The following is a 17,918-nucleotide window of genomic DNA, read 5'->3' on the forward strand; positions in this document are numbered from 1 at the left end:
GCTGGCGGGCTTTTGTCTTTTTGTTGCGTGGCGCGATGGATCAGGCTTTCAGACCTTTGGCAATCCGTGCGGCCAGTTTGGCGTTGTTCTTGACCAGAGCAATGTTGGTCACAAGGCTCTCACCGTTGGTCAATTCCTTGATGCGGGACAGCACGAAGGGGGTGACGTCCTTGCCCGAAACATTGCGGCGGTTGGCTTCATCAATGGCTTCGATGATGTCGCTTTCCATTTCGTTGCGTGGAATTTCGCTTTCGGCTGGCACCGGATTGGCGACCATCATGCCACCTTCAAGGCCCAGAGTGGCGCGCATTTTATATAGGGCTGCGATCTGTTCGGGTTCATCAAGGCGCATCGGACAGGCCTCACCACTCTCGCGGGACCAGAAGGCCGGGAACTCGTCAGTGCCGAAGCCGACCACGGGCACGCCAAGGGTTTCGAGCAACTCGAGGGTTTTGGGGATGTCGAGCAGAGCCTTGACGCCAGCGGAGACAACCATCACCGGGGTCTTGGCCAATTCTTGCAGGTCGGCGGAAATGTCGAAGCTCTCCTCGGCCCCGCGATGGACACCGCCAACGCCACCGGTGGCGAAGGTTTCGATGCCCGCCTGTGCCGCGCAGATCATGGTGGCGGCAACCGTGGTCGAGCCACTTTTGCCAGCAACCAGCGCATAGGCAAGATCGGCGCGGGACAGTTTCAGGATATCATCGCGCTGGGCCAGATGTTCGATCTGTTCGCGGGTCAGGCCGACTTCAATCACCCCGTCGAGAATGGCGATGGTGGCAGGGCATGCCCCTTCGGTCCGGATGATGTCTTCGACATCCAAGGCCGTGCTGACATTTTCCGGGTAAGGCATGCCATGGGTGATGATGGTCGATTCAAGGGCGACAATCGGCTGGCCTGCGTCACGGGCGGCCTGCACTTCGGCGCTGAATTTAATTGGGAGACTTGCCATTTTGTTGCTCTTTCTTGGTTGGCTTGATTGACTCAGGATTGGGGTTGGCTGGCGGGAATGTCTGCGAGACAGGCCTCCAGCATGGTGCGGGACAGAAGATCCGGGACCGATTGTTCGCTCATCAAGGCAAGGCTTGCGCCCGCCATGCCATAAGCAAGAGCCTGTTGCAGATCCCGTCCCAGCAATAGCGCATGGAGTGTGCAAGCGGTCAGGCAATCGCCAGCACCGTTCGATGAGGTGACCTTGACCGGCGGGGCTGGCAGGCTCCAGACTTTGTCGCCTTGCCAGGCGGTGACGCCCGCATTGCCCTTGGTGATGACGCCAGAAGTGACGCCGATGTCGCGCAGGATGTCAGGCAAGGCAGCAAGGTCGGCAAATTCATCGGCAAGGATTGCGGCTTCGGCTTCATTGCAGAAGAGAAGGTCGACTCCATGCAGCGCTTCGGCCACCCGGTTGGCTTTTGGGCCGGAGACGGCACAGACGGCAAAGAGATGATCGCCCTTTGCCTCGGCGATGCGCAGCAGGGCGTCTGTCGGCAGATTGGTGTCGGCGAGAATGCGGGTTGGCTTGGTCAGACGCGACAGGGCGTGGGTAATCTGATCGGCTGGATAGCTGTCATAGATGCCCATATCGGCAATGCCAGCAATCAGCGAGCCATCGCGATCCTCGATTGCGGTATAGGTCGCGCTGGTTAGATCCGGATTGCGGGTGGCCAGTGACATGTCGATGCCCTGCTGCTGCAATTGTTCCAGCAACAGGGTGGCGTCGATGTCCTCGCCGCTGATGGTCGAAAGCGCGACCTTCCAGTCAAGGCGGGCCAGAGAGCGGGTGATGTTGCCCGCGACACCGCCGACGGTGCGCTTTAGCGAGCCGGGATTGGATTGGCCGAGCTCAAGGCGTGCGCGTGAGCGGCCAATGCGGTCCATATGGGCACCGCCAACCACGAGAATGTCAGGATGGTTGTCGGGCGAAAAAGTGACTTGCATGAGAGTGGCTCATTGGGAATGCGGGATGGACTGCGGTCTGGCTTTGGCAGGGTGCCTAGGGCCGATGCTCTGTCCTTGCGATCAAACAGAGTGCACCATACTGACTGATGGCAACAAAGGCCAGCCCAAAGCAAGGACTCCACAAACATGAAAAAGCCGTCGCCCGAGATGAGGATGGCGACGGCTTGGTCAGGCTTCTATCAAGAGGCCCTTGCAGGGAGGGAGACATCCCCGCAGCATTAAGGCTTATTCCATTACAGGAATGGAGAATTCGCCACCTTCCTTGATGCCCGATGGCCACCGGGCCGTCACGGTCTTGGTGCGGGTATAGAAGCGGAAGGCATCCGGGCCATGCTGGTTCAGATCGCCAAAGCCGGACTTTTTCCAGCCACCAAAGGTGTGATAGGCGAGCGGCACAGGGATTGGCACATTGATGCCGACCATGCCGATATTGATACGGTTGGCAAAGTCACGGGCCGTGTCGCCATCACGGGTGAAAATGGCGGTGCCGTTGCCATATTCATGATCCATGGCGTAACCGATGGCTTCTTCATAGGTCTTGGCACGGACGCAGGAGAGAACCGGGCCGAAGATTTCTTTCTTGTAGATATCCATGTCGGTGGTCACCTTGTCGAACAGGTGCGGGCCAACGAAGAAGCCATTTTCATAGCCTTGTAGCTGGAAGTCGCGGCTGTCGACGACCAGTTCGGCCCCTTGCTCGACTCCGGTTTCGATCAGACGAAGGATATTTTCCTTGGCGGCTGCGGTGACGACCGGACCGTAATCGACATCATCGCCTGCCGTGTATGGGCCGACTTTGAGTTTTTCGATGCGTGGCACCAGTTTTTCGATCAGTTTGTCGGCGGTCTCTTCACCCACGGGTACGGCAACCGAGATGGCCATGCAGCGTTCGCCAGCAGCGCCAAAGCCTGCGCCGACCAGCGCATCGGCCGCCTGATCCATGTCGGCATCGGGCATGATGATCATGTGGTTTTTCGCGCCGCCGAAGCACTGGGCGCGTTTGCCGGTTTCCGCTGCGCGGGTGTAAATGTAGTGAGCGATCGGCGTGGAGCCGACAAAGCCGACCGCTTCAATGGTCTCATTATCGAGGATCGCGTCAACGCTTTCCTTGTCGCCATTGACCACCTGCAGAACCCCATCGGGCAGACCGGCTTCTTTGAGCAATTCTGCCAACATCAGCGGCACGGACGGGTCGCGCTCGGATGGTTTGAGGATCATGGCATTGCCGGCAACCAGCGCCGGGCCCATTTTCCAAAGCGGAATCATGGCCGGGAAGTTGAACGGTGTGATGCCTGCGACGACGCCCAATGGCTGGCGCATGGAATACATGTCAATGCCCGGACCGGCGCTGTCGGTGAACTCGCCTTTGAGCAGGTGGGGCGCACCAATGCAGACTTCGATCACTTCGAGACCGCGCTGCACGTCGCCTTTGGCATCAACAAAGGTCTTGCCATGCTCGGAAGACAGCTTCTCGGCCAGCTTGTCCATGTCGCGGTTGATGAGAGAGACGAATTTCATCATCACGCGGGCACGTTTCTGCGGGTTCTGGGCAGCCCATGCTGGCTGTGCCTTGGCGGCGGCGTCGACTGCTGCGTCAAGCTCCGCCTTGGTGGCCAGTGCGACTTTGGCCTGCACTTCACCGGTCGCAGGGTTGTAAATGTCGGCGAAGCGTCCGGACGTGCCGGAGACAAGCGCACCATTGATGAAATGACCGATTTCACGTGTCATTGGGGGGATCCTCCCTTAAATGTCGATTTGCGTCTTCATGTCGCTGCCTGATGCAGCTTTTTGTTGTTGATTGCCGTTTGGCTGTATTTTGCCTCGACAAAAATAAATATCAATAGTCGCAAAGTCTCATCGGATGTGCAAAAATTAAAGTAATGAAGGTAAGGCACTCTATTGCAAGGGAAAGCTGTTGCGATGAACTGGGATGATGTGAGGATTTTTTTGGCGGTTGCGCGGGCAGGGCAGATCCTGCAGGCCGCGCGCAGTCTGGGGGTCAATCATGCCACGGTGGCGCGGCGCATCACGGCGCTGGAAGAATCACTCCATGCCAAACTGCTCGATCGGCGCACAACCGGGTGTGTTCTGACCCCGGAAGGGGAGGACTTCCAGCTCGCTGCCGAGCGAATGGAAGCGGAAATGGATGCGGCGCGAGCGAGCATTGGAGAGACCAATATCGATGTCTCGGGCGTGGTGCGGATCGGGGCACCGGATGGTTTCGGGGTGGCCTATCTGGCCCCAAGGCTGGCGCCGTTGCTGGATCGCTATCCGCATTTGACCATCCAGCTGGTGCCGGTGCCGCGGACCTTTTCGATCAATCGGCGCGAAGCGGATATTGTCATCACGGTGGATCGTCCGTCGGTGGGGCGGCTGGTGGCGCGCAAGCTGGTGGATTATAGCCTTGGGCTTTATGCCTCGCGGGATTATGTCGCCCGGCATGGCATCCCGGTGAGCCGCGAGGCGCTGGCGTCACACAGGCTGGTGGGCTTTGTCGAGGATCTGATCTATAGCCCGTCGCTCAATTATGCCGGTGAGATGATGAAAGGCCAGAGTGCCCAGTTTGAATGCGCCAGTGCTTTGGGGCAGACGGAGGCCGTGCGGGCCGGGCTGGGGATCGGCATTCTGCATGGTTTCATGGCGCGGGAGGATGACAATCTGGTTGAAATCTTGCCCCAGCATGCGATTCAGCGGGCCTATTGGGCGGTTTATCACGAAAGCACGCGGCGGTTGGCGCGGATTCAGGCGGTGTCTGATTATATCTATCGGTTGGTGGAAGAGGAGCGGGCGATCTTTCGTTGAGGGGAAGCAAAGGCGGGAAAAATTGGGTTTTGCAAGCGATCCCGGTCTCCCTGTCGCTTTTTAAAATGGCCGTGATCACGAAAATGCGATTAGGCCATTGGTAACAATTCGAGCTGTGGTGGATTGCCATATCTGCCAATCGTTTGATAGGCTTTCAGAAAACAACGAGCCTCTGGTCGGCAGCGAGTGGTGATCAAGAGGTCGGAGGGGACACTCGCGGAGAGAGATGATGGCACCTAGCACCTATCAAGGACCACGCGCCGATATTGAGGAACCAAGCCAACTCAGCATGTCTCAAGACGCAAGATTGGCATTTGAAAAGGCCTATTCCCAAACCGTGATTCAGGATGTCCTCGAGCAAAAGAGCGCCGAGATCTTCACCATCACTGCCAGCATGACGCTGGCCGCGGCGGTGGCGGAATTGTCTGCACGCAAAATTGGCAACATGCCAGTGATCAATCACAATGGTGGCCTTGTCGGAGTCTTGTCCGAGCGCGACGTGATTGCTGCGACCGCAGAATTGGGCGACATGGTGATGCATGATCCGGTGTCGGCCCATATGACGGCCAATCCAGAAACCTGCTCTAGTGAGGATCGGGTTCTGGATGTGATGGATCGGATGACCAAGGGGCGGTTTCGTCATATGCCCGTCATGGATGGTGACGAACTGGTCGGGATGATTTCGATCCGCGACATGGTTATCCATCGGGTGCAGGAAGTGGAATATGAGAATCTGCGCCTCAAGCAATTGATGGTTGGCTAAAGCCCCCAATAGGATCGAAATTGGGCCGCGGGGCAGACTTGCTCCGCACCCTTGACGCGGATCGGGGTGATCTGCCTCTCAGGTTGTGGCGTATGGAGTGCGAAAGGATTTTCGCGCTCATGGCTGACAATTCCAAAGACCTCAAAGACCTCAAATACAATGATACCTGCAAGCGGATCTGGATCATCGGCGCCAGTTCTGGCATTGGACGGGCCTTGGCGCTTGGCTATGCCAGAGCGGGGCACCGGGTCGTGGCCAGTGCGCGGCGGGCTGAACAACTCGAGGCTTTGAGCGATCAGTCCGATCGCATTGAGGCGCTGCCGCTGGACGCAACCAGAATTGAGGATCTGCGCGCGGCGGTGGACGATCTGTCTGTGCGCGATTGTCTGCCGGACCAGACGATCTATTGCGCGGCAATCTATCAACCCGGTGGCATTAGCGCCCTGAGCCATGCCGCAGCCTCGGACCATATGGCGGTGAACTATCTTGGCGTAGTTGCGCTGATCGAGGCCCTTCTGCCTGCCTTGAAAGAGCGCGGAGCGGGCAGCATTGCCATCACTGCGTCTCTTACTTCCTATTGTGGCTTACCCAATGCGGCGCTTTATGGACCGACCAAGGCGGCATTGCTCAGTCTGTGCGAAACTTTGCGACCGGAGGTGGAACAGATGGGCCTGCGACTGCAGGTCATCAATCCGGGTTTTGTGACGACAAGGCTGACCGAAATGAATGACTTCGAAATGCCTTTTCTGATGGACGAAGAGGAAGCCGCTGAGCGGATCATGAAGGGGTTGGACGGGAAGCGGTTCGAGATTGCCTTTCCCTCGCGGATGGCATGGCTGCTGCGCCTGCTCAGCTGGCTTCCCTATGGTCTTTATTTCACCCTGATGCGGAGGATGGCCAAATGAGCGACAGAAAAGATCGTCGACGTCAGATTGCCGGGCAATATGCCCACTATTTTGAAACGCTCACGTTGGACCGGGCCGGGGATATTGCAGCATTGCTCAGCGAGGATGTGCATTTCATAGACCCGTTCAACGATGTGCGGGGCAGAGATCAGGTCGTCCGGCTGGTTGAGAAAATGTTCGAGGATGTTGAGGATCCTCGCTTCGATATTCTCGATCTCGCCTGGACAGATGAGCTTTGTCTGATGCGCTGGGACTTTTATTGCAATGTCAAGGTGATCGGGGCCTGGCATGTGCGCGGCATGACCGAATTGCAGTTCAACGAGGAGGGGCTGATTTGCGCCCATTATGACTATTGGGACAGTGGTCGGCATTTCTATGGTCGGCTGCCGGTGATTGGCCCTCTTCTGCGTTTCCTCACTCGCAAGGCGCGGCTGGGCTCTTGAGCCATTTTCAAGGACGAAAAAAAAGGGGAGGCATTTGCCTCCCCTTTTTGGTGTGCACTCAAGCGGGCTTTCTGAAGCTATAGAGGCCCACATCGATGGTGCCATTTTCAAAGCCGGCCTCGCAATAAGACAGATAATAGAGCCACATCCGGCGAAAACGCTCATCATAGCCAAGGGCGGCAATCTTTGGCCATGCGGCAAGGAAGTTTTGTCGCCAGCGGGCCAATGTTTTGGCATAGTCGGCACCGAATATATGCTGCTCGACCAGTTCAAGCCCGGCCTGTTCCGCATGCTCTTTCATCAGGCCTTTGGTCGGCAGCATACCACCGGGGAAAATATAGGTCTGGATGAAATCGGCGCTGCGGCGATAGCGTTCATATTGGTCATCATGGATGGTGATGGCCTGAATGGCCGCCTGTCCGCCGGGTTTGAGACGGTCACGCAGACATTGGAAATAGACCGGCCAATTTTCCTCACCAACCGCTTCGATCATTTCGATTGACACAATGGCATTATAGGTGCCCGTCTCGTGGCGATAGTCACGCAAATGGAATCGGGCGCGGTCGCTGAACTCTTTGGTCTCGGCCCGCACGGTGGAATAGGCAAGCTGTTCGCGCGACAGCGTCAGGCCATCCACTTGGCATCCGGCGTCGGTTGCACGTTCGGCAAAGGCGCCCCAGCCGCAGCCTATTTCGAGGATATGGTCGCCCTCCTTGGCGTTGCACATGGCAAGGGCCTTGTCGAACTTGCGCCATTGGCTGATGGCCAGATCCTCGCCCGCCTTGACCCCGAGCGCTGAGGAATAAGTCATAGTGCGGTCGAGCCACAGGTCGTAGAAGTCGTTGCCCAAATCATAGTGATAGGCAATGTTGCGGCGACTGCCCTTCAGGCTGTTGGCGCGACTGAGATGCTTCAGGCGGGCAAACAGATGGGCGACCGAGCCTCGTGCCCGGATGGCTTCGAAGATCGCCCGGTTTTTCAGGCAGATGTCAAACAGGGTTGTCAGATCATCGCAGGACCATTGGGCATCCATGTAGCTTTCGGCAAGGCCAAGCGGTCCGCGCGACAGGATACGCCATAGGGTGGCATGCTGATGCACGGTCACATGGGCTGTCGGGCCGTCCGGACTGCCTGCTCCATAGACCAGATGGCCGCCAGACGGCAGCGTGATTTCGATGCGGCCATGCTCAAAGTGCTTAAAAAGCGGGGTGAGCATTTTGTGCCAGAGGCGACACAGCCATGTGGGCAGCTTGGGCAGCGCGAGATGAGGAGCCTGCGGGAGTGGGGGATTGAGCAAGTCGTTTTCCATGGTCATGAAAGGGGTCCTTTCCCGGCAGGGGTCGGTGTAAGATTGGTTACGGGCTGGCTGGGCAGTGGTGGGCGTTTGTGAAAACGTGCCCCCTTCAGCCACAATTTCAGCGCTTCGAAATGGATCGCGGCAAGGATCTTCCAACCACCCTGCCAGAGCATGCCAGCCAGACGCAGCAAGGTGCCGGTGGTCAGCGGTTGGCGCTTGGCGGCAAAGGAGGCGGTCAGCGAGGCCGGTTGGTTGCCGGACATGGTGATCTGATAGTTTGCCTTCTCGTCGGGCAGGCGCATGACAAATTCATAATGGCCGTCCATCGCAAGAAACGGGGAAACATAGAATTTTTTGTCTCCGCCATGGCGCAGACGGGAATCGGGACCTGTCTCGATCGATGACTGATCCACGCGATAAAGATAGTGATGACGCTGACCAAAGGTGTTGCGAACCTGATAGAGAATGGCCTGCAAGTGGTCGTTTTCATCGCAGCAAAAAAAGATCGACAAGGGGTTGAAGGCGTGGCCGAGAAAGCGCGGGAAGGCCAGCAGTGAGATGCGCGTGGGCAGTACCTCTTGCAGCTCGTATTGACCGGATGTCCGCAGGCAATGCAGCACGAATCCCTCCAGCGACGGAAAGCCTTCATCCATGTGATCTGTCTCATGAAAAGAGAAGAGATTGAAGCGATTGATCGAGAAGAAAGGCGAAGCCTTGGCCGCGTCATCCATCCGGTGGAGCGGCAGCAGCAGGCAGGCCACTCTATAGACCAACCGATGATCGGCCTGACCCTGCCGCACATGGCTGACGTGACCGCGATAAAGGCAAGGCTCAGGGCTGAACTGCAAGGAGTGCGCGTTGCTCATTCTGCCGCCGCCTTTCGTGCTTGCGGCGTGAAGGGGGCAAGGCGATCCAAGCCGGACGCGCTGAGGTGAATGCGGCCCGATGGATTGTCCACTTGCCATGGTCGCGCCATGCCGCCCAATTGCTCGGCGACCGCAAGGCCGGATTGCAAGCCATCTTCGTGGAAGCCATAGCCGAAATAAGCGCCGCAAAACCAGGTGCGCTTTTTGCCCTGAAGGGTCCAGAGATGCTTCTGGGCCACCATCGCTTCCAGCGAATAGACCGGGTGATGATAAATGCTTGAGCGCAGGATCGAGCCCTCTGCGGGCGGGGTGATCGGGTTGAGGGTGACGAACAGGTTCTGCTCGGTTTGCAGAGGCTGGAGGTTGTTCATCCAATAGGTGACGGACAACTGACCCTGTTCTGCCTCTTCTTCATTATGGCTTTGCTGCAAATAGTTCCAACTGGCCCAGGCAGCCTTGCGTCGGGGCATCAGGCGGGAATCTGTATGCAGAATGGCAAGATTGCGCTGATAAGGAATTGCGGAGAGCAAAGCCTGTTCCTCGGCGCTAGCATCGCCGTTGCCGGAAGACAGAATGCGCAGCGCCTGATCGGAATGGCAGGCCAGCACCACATGGTCATAGCGCTTCTCGGTCCCGTGGCGGGTATAGAGCGTCACCGAGCCGGGGCGGCGGTCGATTTCCGCAATGGCGGCATTGAGGTGGATCTCACCTGAAATGCCAGCGGCCAGCCGGTCGACATAGGCGCGAGATCCGCCGGGGACTGTGCGCCATTGCGGTCGGTCCCGAAACTGGACGAGGCCGTGATTGACACAGAACCGCATGAAGGCGGAGAAAGGGAATTTCAGCATTTGTTCGGATGGCACCGACCAGATGGCAGCCCCCATGGGCATCAGATGCTCACGAATGAAGACCTCGGAATAGCCTTTCTCCGAGAGATAAGCGCCAAGGGTGACGTCAAGGTCCGGGTTGGCGGCAAACTCTTCGGTGGCTTCGGCATAGAAGCGGCGGATGTCAGCAAGCATTTTCAGAAAACGCGGATTGAGCATGTTGCTCGGCTTGGCAAACAGGCCGCGCAGACCGGTGCCGGAATATTCCTGCTTGCCATTCGCCAGCGAGACCGAGAAGGACATATCGGAATCTGCTGTCTCGACGCCAATATGATCAAACAGGGCAGTTAGGTTGGGGTAGGTGTGCTCATTATAGACGATGAAGCCGGTATCCACGGCGACGGGGGCACCATTGAGCTCGATCTGTTGTGTATTGGCGTGTCCGCCAAGGCGATCGTCCTTTTCAAACAGGTCGACTTTGTGATTGTGCGATAGTAGCCAAGCTGCGGACAACCCCGCTACCCCTGATCCGATGACTGCGATATCCATCTGTTTCTCCGAGCGTTTTACCCTTATTCGAAGACCCGCCTTCATCAGATCACCGAAATCGAATGCAATCATTAGGCGATAAGTCGTAGACGACCTGTTCTGCAGTGGATGATTATTGTGATCCAATTATCTATCTGCGGAGTATCAGTCTTCGAACGGCTTTTTAGGTGGATTTGGCAATGTCATTGAGGCAACCTTTGCGAAAAGGATCAAGTGGAGGCGAGGTTATGACCTCTGGCCAGTTCAATGCCATGCTCGTATTAGTCGGGAGCGACAAGGACAGACACGCCTTTCGGTCGCTGTTCGATCATTTCGCCCCCAGACTGAAGAGTTTTTATCTCAAGGCGGGTACGAACCCGCAAATGGCAGAGGAACTGGTTCAGGAAACCTTCGCCCAGATTTGGCGGAAAGCCCATTTGTATGACCCCGGCAAGGCCGCGGCATCCACGTGGATTTTCACCATCGCACGAAACCAGCGCATCGACCGTTTGCGATCGGAAAAAAGCTTCGTCTACAAGGACCAGGACTATTTCGCTTCGCAGCTGGTGTTCGATGAGGAACAGACTCAAGACGTGCATAGAAGTGAGCTGGCGGATCGGGTATCCAAGGCGCTCGCGCTGCTTCCTGCCAATCAGGCAGAGATTGTCAGTATGGCTTTTTATGAAGAAGCCACGCATGCCGACATTGCCAAGAAGCTGTCCTTGCCCCTTGGGACCGTGAAGTCCCGCATGCGGTTGGCCTTTGGACGGCTGAGGAAGATTTTGTCAGAGGTAGAAGCATGATTCACCATCATTTGAGTGATGAAATGATTTTGGCCTATGCTGCCGGTTCGCTGCCCGTCGGGCATGCGTTGCTGGTGGCGTGTCATTTGGAAGTGTGCCCGCATTGCGCTGCCCGCGTTGCCGAGGCCGAGGTCATTGGTGGCGCGATGCTCAATCAATGCGAGTATATGGTCGTCTCGGACGATCTGTTCGACCGCATGATGGCGTCGATTGATGAGGACGAGAGCTTGCAACAGGGATCGACCTTCCCTGAAGCCCCATTCAACCGTCCCGGTATGGATCTGGCCCAATCGGCAGCCCCGCCCGCTCTGGGGTCATCGCTGATGCCGACCAAACTGGCGGCTGTGATTGGTGATGATATTGAAGCCATTCGCTGGCGGGCTGTTGGTCCGGGGATCAAGCAATTTGTTCTGCCGATGCAAGGGTCGGAAGGGGAAACGGTGCGATTGCTGAAATTGTCGCCCGGCTTCATCACCCCTGAACACAGCCACAATGGCAGCGAATTGACGATGGTGCTGAAGGGCTCTTTCAGCGATGAGTCCGGTCGCTATCGGGTTGGCGATATTCAGGATGCGGACGATTCGGTGCACCATCAGCCGATGGCCGATACGGAAGAGGAGTGCATTTGCCTCACGGTGACCGATGCTCCGCTGGAATTCAAAGGGATGATCACCCGTTTGCTTCAGCCGATTATCGGGATTTGATGGCGCCATGCCACGCAATATCACAGTCATTGGTGCATCAGGTGCCATTGGGCGAGCGTTTGCCGTGCAAGCGCTCGATCGCTTCCCTGAGGCTATTTTGCATGTGGTCAGCCGCTCCGAGATGGGCGGCTTCACCACAAAGCATAGTCAGCGGCTTTATCAGCATTGCGGTTTTGATCTGGAGAATGAAGCCTTGGTCGAGGCTGCCTGCAAGGCTTGTCTGGCCGATGGGCAGCCGGATCTTGTGCTGATTGCCACCGGGGTGCTGCATGGGGATGGCTTTGCACCCGAACGCCGTCTGCAGGATCTCGATCCGTCGGCTTTCGCCAAGGTGTTGGCGCTCAATCTGATTGGGCCGAGCCTGATCCTCAAACATCTGCTGCCGCGGCTGGACCGCTCCAGTCCTGTGCGGATCGGGGTGATCAGTGCGCGGGTCGGCTCGATTTCCGACAATCATCTGGGTGGCTGGTATAGCTACCGAGCCTCGAAAGCGGCGCTCAATATGATGGTCAAGTCGGCAGCGGTTGAGCTTTTCCGACGCAACAAGGAGGCTGTGCTGGTGGGGCTGCATCCCGGAACGGTGGATAGTGCTCTGTCGCAGCCATTTCAGAAATCGGTGCCGAAAGGAAAGCTCTTCACGCCCGACCATTCTGCGGCTTGCCTGATGGATGTGTTGCTGAGCCGGAATGTAAGCCATACCGGGCGCTGCTATGATTGGGCGGGGAAGGAAATAGAGCCATGACAGAGATCGCCATTCACTGGTTCCGGCAGGATTTGCGCCTTGGGGACAATCCTGCTTTGACCAAGGCCGTCGAAGCGGGGGCTTTGCTGCCAATCTTTATTCTCGATGATGAGGCGGCGGGTGACCACAGCTTGGGCGGGGCGCGGCGCTGGTGGCTGCACAAATCGCTGGTAGACCTCAATCGTCAACTCGGTGGCCATTTGCGGCTCTATCGCGGCAAGGCGGATGAGATCGTGCCGCGTCTGGCCGCGCTTTATGGGGCCAAATGCGTCAGCTGGACCCGCTGTTATGAACCTTGGCGGATCAAGCGCGATAAGGCGATTGCCGAGCAACTCAAATCCATGGGTTGCGAGAATCTGCGGCTGAATGGGTCGCTTCTTTGGGAACCATGGACCATCAGCAAAGCAGACAAAACGCCATACCGGGTCTTTACACCCTTCTTCCGCAAGGGCTGCCTGCAAGCACCACCACCGCCAGAGCCGATTGCTGCACCCAAAGGGATCGACTATTGCGCGGCAAAGGCTGACGACGGGGCTATGGCTCTTGACGCGCTTGGGCTGATGCCGTCCATCCCTTGGCACAAAGAGATGGATAGCCTTTGGGATGTGAGCGAGGCGGGCGCTCTGGATGTGTTGGAGACCTTTCTGTCTGGTGGGCTGAATGGCTATAAGGAAGGGCGGAATTTCCCGGCCAAGACCCATGTTTCCCGGCTTTCTCCCTATCTGGCGAATGGTCAGATTTCACCAAACCAGATCTGGCATGCGGCCAGTGATGTGGGCGATGATGCGCCATCAAATGACCTTGATCATTTTCGTAGCGAGCTGGCTTGGCGGGAATTTTCCTATCATCTGCTGTTTCACAATCCAGATCTGCCCCATCAGCCTTTGCAAGAAAAATTCAAGGCCTTCGACTGGGTCGATGCGCCGGGCTGGCTGACTGCCTGGCAACAGGGGCAGACGGGCATTCCGATTGTCGATGCGGGCATGCGCGAGCTGTGGCGCACAGGCTATATGCACAATCGGGTGCGGATGATTGTTGGCTCGTTTCTGGTCAAGAATCTGCGGCTTGACTGGCGGTTGGGGGAAGCATGGTTCTGGGATTGTCTGCTGGACGCGGATCTGGCCAACAACAGCGCCAGTTGGCAGTGGATTTCCGGCTGCGGGGCAGACGCAGCGCCCTATTTCCGGGTGTTTAATCCGATCCTGCAGGGGGAAAAATTCGACAAGGCGGGGGACTATACCCGTCATTATGTCCCTGAGTTGGCCAATCTGCCTGACAAATTCCTGTTCAAACCTTGGGACGCGCCCTTGCTGGTTTTGAAGGAGGCAGGTGTGTCGCTTGGCAAGACTTATCCGATGCCAATTGTTGATTTGAAAGAAAGCCGCGAGGCGGCGCTTGCGGCCTTTCAGGCTCTCAAGGAACCTAGTTCTGAAGAAGTGCTTTCTTCTCAGAGGTGAAGCGGGTTAGGGTGATCTTCCAAAGCTGGCCATAGCGGCAATCAGACCAGTGCCAGCGGGGAGGACACTATGCTGGAAAAGAAAGATAGCTACCGGGATACCTATCAGGCATTCCGGTGGGACATTCCTGACATCTATAATATGGGGGTCGATGTTTGCGACAAGTGGGCGCAATCAGACCCTGACCGTTTGGCCATCCACGAAGTCTCTGAAAAGAAACTGAGCCGGGATCTCAGTTTTGGGGCGATGCGGGATATGTCAAACCGTCTTGCCAATCGCCTGAAGCATCATGGTATTCGCGGTATGGAGCGCCCCGGCGATGTGGGCGACCGGATTGGTGTTCTGCTGCCTCAATGCCTTGAGACTGCCGTTGCGCATATCGCGGCGTGGAAAATGGGCTGCGTGTCATTGCCGCTTTTCTCACTGTTTGGCGAAGAGGCGCTCATTCATCGGCTGAAGGATTCCGGCGCGCGCGCTGTGATCACCAACCGGGAAGGGGCGCGCAAGATCGCTTCGCTCCGCAATGATTTGCCCGAGTTGGCGCTGGTGCTCTCGATTGACGGGATCGATATTGGTGCCTTTGGGTTCCATGTTGAAATCCAGCAGGAAAGCCCGGTCTTTGAACCGGTCGTTACCCGTGCCGATGATCCGGCTTTGTTGATTTACACGTCCGGGACAACCGGGCTGCCCAAAGGTGCCTTGCATGGGCATCGTGTGCTGCTTGGCCATTTGCCGGGGGTGGAAATGCATCATGATTTTCTTCCCCTTCCGGGAGACAAGGTCTGGACACCGGCGGACTGGGCGTGGATTGGCGGCTTGATGGATGTCTTGATGCCGGCTTTGCATCTGGGTTTGCCTGTGGTCGCGGGGCGGGTGGAGAAATTCACTGGCGAATGGGCGTTTGATTTCATCCATAAGCAAGGCATCCGCAATGCCTTCCTGCCGCCGACGGCGCTCAAGCTGATGCGGCAGGTGCCCGAGGCCAAACGACCGACTGTACGGATGCGCTCGGTGGGCAGTGGTGGCGAAGCGCTGGGGCATGAATTGCTCGACTGGGGCCGTGAGGTTCTGGGCGTGACGATCAATGAATTTTATGGCCAGACCGAATGCAACGTGGTGCTGTCTTCTTGCTCGTCTTTGGGTGTGAACAAGACCGGCTTCATTGGCAAGGCGGTGCCGGGGCATGTGGTCGAGGTGATTGATGACCAGACCGGCGACGTGATGCCAACGGGTGAGCAGGGAGCCATTGCCGTTTTGTCGCCGGATCCGGTGATGTTCTTGCGCTATTGGAACCGTCCGGATGCCACGGCCGAGAAATATCTCGATGGCCCAAGGGGCAAGCGCTGGCTGTTGACCGGCGATCAGGGCCTCAAGGATGACGAGGGTTATATCCAGTTTGTTGGCCGGGATGACGATGTCATTGGCTCGGCTGGCTATCGGATCGGTCCTGTCGAGGTGGAAGACTGTCTGTTGCAGCATCCTGCGGTGCAGATGGCAGGTGTCGTCGCCAAGCCCGACCCGATGCGCAATGCCGTGGTGGCGGCTTATATTTTGCTGTCAGACAACTATGAGCCGAGCGATGATTTGGCCGACGAGATCGCCCAATTTGTCAAACATCGGTTAGCGGCGCATGAATATCCGCGTGTGGTGCGCTTCATCGAAGAAATGCCGATGACCACCAGTGGCAAGATCATCCGTGCAAGCCTCAGGGCAATGGCCCAAGCCGAAGCCAAGGCGGAGCAAGAGGCTAAGGTCTGAGAAAGACGCAATGAAAAAGGCTGGCGGGTGCCAGCCTTTTTGGGTTGGATCTGTGAGGTAGCTAGCGGATGCGGGCCTCGGTGGCGGCATCAAACACCATGGCACGATCGATTTCGATGGCGAGGCCGACACGGTCGCCATTCTTGGCTGGTGCTTCTTCTCCGGCTTCGACGGTGATCCGCTCGCCATTGTCGGCGCGCAAATAGACATAGGACACGCCACCAAGAGATTCGGAATGTTCGACCATATGGGTGCTGCCTGATGGATCGATCTTGATATGCTGGGGGCGAACGCCAACGATTACGTCTTTCTGGGCATCGGTCAGGCTGGATGGTGGCGCCAGATGGTCGATGCCGAAGCCTTCCACCCGGATGCCGCCAGCCGCAAAGGTGCCCGCGCAGAAATTCATCGAAGGTGAGCCAATGAAGCCCGCAACAAAGCGATTGTCAGGATCGCGGTAAAGATCCATCGGCGCACCGACCTGTTCGATTTTCCCGGCGCGCAGCACGACGATCTTGTCGGCCAGGGTCATGGCTTCGACCTGATCATGGGTCACATAGATCATGGTCGCGCCGATTTCCTTGTGCAGGCGGGCGATCTCGACACGCATTTCGACGCGCAATTCGGCGTCGAGGTTGGACAGGGGTTCGTCAAACAGGAAGACTTCTGGCCCGCGGACGATGGCCCGGCCAATGGCGACACGCTGGCGCTGGCCGCCGGACAGGGCCTTGGGCTTGCGCTTGAGATAGTCATCCAACCGGAGAATGCGAGAGGCTTCGGTCACCTTGGCGTTGATCTCCTCCTTGGGAAAGCCATTCATTTTGAGACCAAAACCCATATTTTCCGCAACCGTCATGTGCGGGTAAAGGGCATAGGTCTGAAACACCATGGCGACACCACGCTCGGCAGGGTCCATTTTGGTGACTTCGCGTTCGCCGATATGGATGGTGCCTTCTGTGGTCTCCTCCAGACCGGCAATCATCCGCAGAAGTGTCGACTTGCCGCAACCCGATGGCCCGACAAAGACACAGAATTCCCCGTCAGCAATGTCGAGGTCGACGCCATGGATGACTTGAACCTGCGTGAATTTCTTGACGGTGTTGCGGAGCTTCAGTCCTGACATGGTGTTGTTTCCTCCTGATCAGCCCGGATGAGAGCTGCGATTGTTTTAGTGCCTTCCTGCCTTGGAGCCGCGTCGGGCGTCAAGCGTCGGGAAAATGCCAGTTGGTGGCTTCTTCGGCGATGGTCTTGGCTGTTCGTTTCAAGCGCGGTGCCAGCAACTCGAGCGCCTCCAGGCTCGAACGCTGGGTGGAGCTTGTTACCGACAGAGCGCCCAGCACATTGTCTTGATTGGTGATGATCGGCACGGCGACGCAAATGATGGTCGGCTCATGCTCTTCGCGGTCAAAGGCATGGCCCGCTGTGCGGATTTCGACCAGTTCAGCCTTCAGGCTGTCAATATCGCGCAAGGTGTGCGGTGTGAAGACATGGAAACTCTGCTGCGAGAGGACTGTCGACAATTGCGGTTCGCGCAGATAGGCCAACATCGCTTTACCGACACCGGTGCAGTAGGCCGGGCCGATTTTGCCCGCTTGACTATACATGGCGATGGGCTGTCGGGCGTTGCGCTTGTCGACATAGAGCACATGACCGGAATCCAGCTGTGCCAAATGGACGGTTTCGCCGATGTCGAGGCTGAGCTGGTCGAGATAGGGGCGGGCGATCGGTGCCAGCGATGTCTGGCGCCACGCGGCATGAGCCAAGCGCACCAGCCGGAAGCCGGGGCTATATGTCTGGCGCTCCGGGTCATAGCTCAGCATGTTCTGATTGGTCAGGGTTTGCACAAAGCGATAAAGGGTGGCTTTGGGATAGCGACTGCCTTCGAGCAGTTCGGCAAAGCGAACCGGACGGCCAAAGCCTGCCACCTGATCGAGCACATCAAGGGCTTTGCCGACTGTGCCATCAGCGGTCTTGACCGGGGTGGCGGACCTTTTTTCATCCATCACAGCCATCTCATGTCTCCCAGCTTTCACCGGCCAGCTTGCCTTGATATCTGCCCGCAAA

General features: G+C 57.4%; 17 protein-coding genes. 9 read left to right on the forward strand and 8 right to left on the reverse strand.

Annotation, left to right across the window (positions count from 1 at the left end):
* Positions 1–40 precede the first annotated feature (40 nt).
* From FDK21_RS02485 to FDK21_RS02495, 3 genes are all read right to left on the reverse strand, one after another.
* Positions 41–952: a pseudouridine-5'-phosphate glycosidase gene (locus tag FDK21_RS02485; protein WP_138147388.1), complete on the reverse strand. Its 912-nt coding sequence runs from the start codon at positions 950–952 to the stop codon at positions 41–43.
* Between the two features lie 32 nt (positions 953–984).
* Positions 985–1,938, reverse strand: a complete 954-nt coding sequence (locus tag FDK21_RS02490; protein ID WP_138147389.1) for a carbohydrate kinase family protein — start codon at positions 1,936–1,938, stop codon at positions 985–987.
* 246 nt (positions 1,939–2,184) lie between these two features.
* The gene (locus tag FDK21_RS02495) at positions 2,185–3,687 is read right to left on the reverse strand and encodes a CoA-acylating methylmalonate-semialdehyde dehydrogenase (RefSeq protein WP_114009337.1); all 1,503 of its coding nucleotides are present in this window, start codon (positions 3,685–3,687) and stop codon (positions 2,185–2,187) included.
* A gap of 192 nt (positions 3,688–3,879) precedes the next feature.
* On the opposite strand from FDK21_RS02495, the gene FDK21_RS02500 reads away from it, so the two are divergent.
* The 4 genes from FDK21_RS02500 to FDK21_RS02515 all read left to right on the forward strand — a co-directional run bounded on the left by FDK21_RS02500 (position 3,880) and on the right by FDK21_RS02515 (position 6,872).
* Positions 3,880–4,761, forward strand: a complete 882-nt coding sequence (locus FDK21_RS02500) for a LysR family transcriptional regulator (RefSeq protein ID WP_114009336.1) — start codon at positions 3,880–3,882, stop codon at positions 4,759–4,761.
* 229 nt (positions 4,762–4,990) lie between these two features.
* Positions 4,991–5,524, forward strand: a complete 534-nt coding sequence (locus tag FDK21_RS02505; protein ID WP_171021917.1) for a CBS domain-containing protein — start codon at positions 4,991–4,993, stop codon at positions 5,522–5,524.
* Between the two features lie 119 nt (positions 5,525–5,643).
* On the forward strand, positions 5,644–6,429 hold the full coding sequence (locus FDK21_RS02510) for an SDR family NAD(P)-dependent oxidoreductase (RefSeq protein ID WP_138147390.1): 786 nt from the start codon (positions 5,644–5,646) through the stop codon (positions 6,427–6,429).
* Complete coding sequence (locus FDK21_RS02515; RefSeq protein WP_171021918.1) at positions 6,426–6,872, forward strand: nuclear transport factor 2 family protein; 447 nt, start codon at positions 6,426–6,428, stop codon at positions 6,870–6,872. The genes FDK21_RS02510 and FDK21_RS02515 overlap by 4 nt, the downstream gene beginning before the upstream one ends.
* Before the next feature lie 58 nt (positions 6,873–6,930).
* On the opposite strand, the gene FDK21_RS02520 is transcribed toward FDK21_RS02515, so the two are convergent.
* Genes FDK21_RS02520 through FDK21_RS02530 form a run of 3 tightly spaced genes read right to left on the reverse strand, consistent with a single transcriptional unit; the run spans position 6,931 to position 10,411 of the window.
* Positions 6,931–8,187, reverse strand: coding sequence for a cyclopropane-fatty-acyl-phospholipid synthase family protein (locus FDK21_RS02520; RefSeq protein ID WP_138147392.1), 1,257 nt, complete (start codon positions 8,185–8,187; stop codon positions 6,931–6,933).
* Positions 8,184–9,035, reverse strand: a complete 852-nt coding sequence (locus FDK21_RS02525) for a DUF1365 domain-containing protein (protein WP_171021919.1) — start codon at positions 9,033–9,035, stop codon at positions 8,184–8,186. The genes FDK21_RS02520 and FDK21_RS02525 overlap by 4 nt, the downstream gene beginning before the upstream one ends.
* A complete protein-coding gene (locus FDK21_RS02530; RefSeq protein ID WP_138147394.1) occupies positions 9,032–10,411 on the reverse strand; it encodes an FAD-dependent oxidoreductase in 1,380 nt (459 codons plus the stop codon). The genes FDK21_RS02525 and FDK21_RS02530 overlap by 4 nt, the downstream gene beginning before the upstream one ends.
* Positions 10,412–10,638: 227 nt before the next feature.
* Between FDK21_RS02530 and FDK21_RS02535 the strand changes: the two genes are divergently transcribed.
* From FDK21_RS02535 to FDK21_RS02555, 5 genes are all read left to right on the forward strand, one after another.
* Positions 10,639–11,193, forward strand: coding sequence for a sigma-70 family RNA polymerase sigma factor (locus FDK21_RS02535; RefSeq protein ID WP_138147395.1), 555 nt, complete (start codon positions 10,639–10,641; stop codon positions 11,191–11,193).
* Complete coding sequence (locus FDK21_RS02540) at positions 11,190–11,897, forward strand: ChrR family anti-sigma-E factor (protein WP_138147396.1); 708 nt, start codon at positions 11,190–11,192, stop codon at positions 11,895–11,897. The genes FDK21_RS02535 and FDK21_RS02540 overlap by 4 nt, the downstream gene beginning before the upstream one ends.
* A 7-nt stretch (positions 11,898–11,904) precedes the next feature.
* Entirely contained in the window at positions 11,905–12,639 is a 735-nt protein-coding gene (locus tag FDK21_RS02545) for an SDR family NAD(P)-dependent oxidoreductase (RefSeq protein ID WP_138147397.1), read from the forward strand.
* Positions 12,636–14,096 carry a deoxyribodipyrimidine photo-lyase gene (locus FDK21_RS02550; RefSeq protein WP_138147398.1) on the forward strand — a complete coding sequence of 487 codons (1,461 nt, stop codon included), beginning with the start codon at positions 12,636–12,638 and terminating at the stop codon, positions 14,094–14,096. Before FDK21_RS02545 ends, FDK21_RS02550 begins: the two co-directional genes overlap by 4 nt.
* 69 nt (positions 14,097–14,165) lie before the next feature.
* Positions 14,166–15,854, forward strand: coding sequence for an AMP-binding protein (locus FDK21_RS02555; protein ID WP_138147399.1), 1,689 nt, complete (start codon positions 14,166–14,168; stop codon positions 15,852–15,854).
* Positions 15,855–15,915: 61 nt separating this feature from the next.
* Here the strand turns inward: FDK21_RS02555 and ugpC are convergent, their stop codons facing one another.
* Together ugpC and FDK21_RS02565 are read right to left on the reverse strand one after the other, a co-directional pair.
* Positions 15,916–16,977, reverse strand: a complete 1,062-nt coding sequence (ugpC, locus tag FDK21_RS02560) for a sn-glycerol-3-phosphate ABC transporter ATP-binding protein UgpC (RefSeq protein WP_138147400.1) — start codon at positions 16,975–16,977, stop codon at positions 15,916–15,918.
* 79 nt (positions 16,978–17,056) lie between these two features.
* The gene (locus tag FDK21_RS02565; protein WP_210238662.1) at positions 17,057–17,866 is read right to left on the reverse strand and encodes an IclR family transcriptional regulator; all 810 of its coding nucleotides are present in this window, start codon (positions 17,864–17,866) and stop codon (positions 17,057–17,059) included.
* Between the last annotated feature and the right edge of the window lie 52 nt (positions 17,867–17,918).

The organism is Cohaesibacter sp. CAU 1516, from assembly GCF_005771485.1.
Taxonomy (GTDB): domain Bacteria; phylum Pseudomonadota; class Alphaproteobacteria; order Rhizobiales; family Cohaesibacteraceae; genus Cohaesibacter; species Cohaesibacter intestini.

Excerpts from the sequence above, each read along its gene's own strand:
- FDK21_RS02485 (WP_138147388.1), bottom strand. The coding sequence starts at position 952 with ATGGCAAGTCTCCCAATTAAATTCAGCGCCGAAGTGCAGGCCGCCCGT.
- FDK21_RS02490 (WP_138147389.1), bottom strand. The coding sequence starts at position 1,938 with ATGCAAGTCACTTTTTCGCCCGACAACCATCCTGACATTCTCGTGGTT.
- FDK21_RS02495 (WP_114009337.1), bottom strand. The coding sequence starts at position 3,687 with ATGACACGTGAAATCGGTCATTTCATCAATGGTGCGCTTGTCTCCGGC.
- FDK21_RS02500 (WP_114009336.1), top strand. The coding sequence starts at position 3,880 with ATGAACTGGGATGATGTGAGGATTTTTTTGGCGGTTGCGCGGGCAGGG.
- FDK21_RS02505 (WP_171021917.1), top strand. The coding sequence starts at position 4,991 with ATGGCACCTAGCACCTATCAAGGACCACGCGCCGATATTGAGGAACCA.
- FDK21_RS02510 (WP_138147390.1), top strand. The coding sequence starts at position 5,644 with ATGGCTGACAATTCCAAAGACCTCAAAGACCTCAAATACAATGATACC.
- FDK21_RS02515 (WP_171021918.1), top strand. The coding sequence starts at position 6,426 with ATGAGCGACAGAAAAGATCGTCGACGTCAGATTGCCGGGCAATATGCC.
- FDK21_RS02520 (WP_138147392.1), bottom strand. The coding sequence starts at position 8,187 with ATGACCATGGAAAACGACTTGCTCAATCCCCCACTCCCGCAGGCTCCT.
- FDK21_RS02525 (WP_171021919.1), bottom strand. The coding sequence starts at position 9,035 with ATGAGCAACGCGCACTCCTTGCAGTTCAGCCCTGAGCCTTGCCTTTAT.
- FDK21_RS02530 (WP_138147394.1), bottom strand. The coding sequence starts at position 10,411 with ATGGATATCGCAGTCATCGGATCAGGGGTAGCGGGGTTGTCCGCAGCT.
- FDK21_RS02535 (WP_138147395.1), top strand. The coding sequence starts at position 10,639 with ATGACCTCTGGCCAGTTCAATGCCATGCTCGTATTAGTCGGGAGCGAC.
- FDK21_RS02540 (WP_138147396.1), top strand. The coding sequence starts at position 11,190 with ATGATTCACCATCATTTGAGTGATGAAATGATTTTGGCCTATGCTGCC.
- FDK21_RS02545 (WP_138147397.1), top strand. The coding sequence starts at position 11,905 with ATGCCACGCAATATCACAGTCATTGGTGCATCAGGTGCCATTGGGCGA.
- FDK21_RS02550 (WP_138147398.1), top strand. The coding sequence starts at position 12,636 with ATGACAGAGATCGCCATTCACTGGTTCCGGCAGGATTTGCGCCTTGGG.
- FDK21_RS02555 (WP_138147399.1), top strand. The coding sequence starts at position 14,166 with ATGCTGGAAAAGAAAGATAGCTACCGGGATACCTATCAGGCATTCCGG.
- ugpC (WP_138147400.1), bottom strand. The coding sequence starts at position 16,977 with ATGTCAGGACTGAAGCTCCGCAACACCGTCAAGAAATTCACGCAGGTT.
- FDK21_RS02565 (WP_210238662.1), bottom strand. The coding sequence starts at position 17,866 with ATGGCTGTGATGGATGAAAAAAGGTCCGCCACCCCGGTCAAGACCGCT.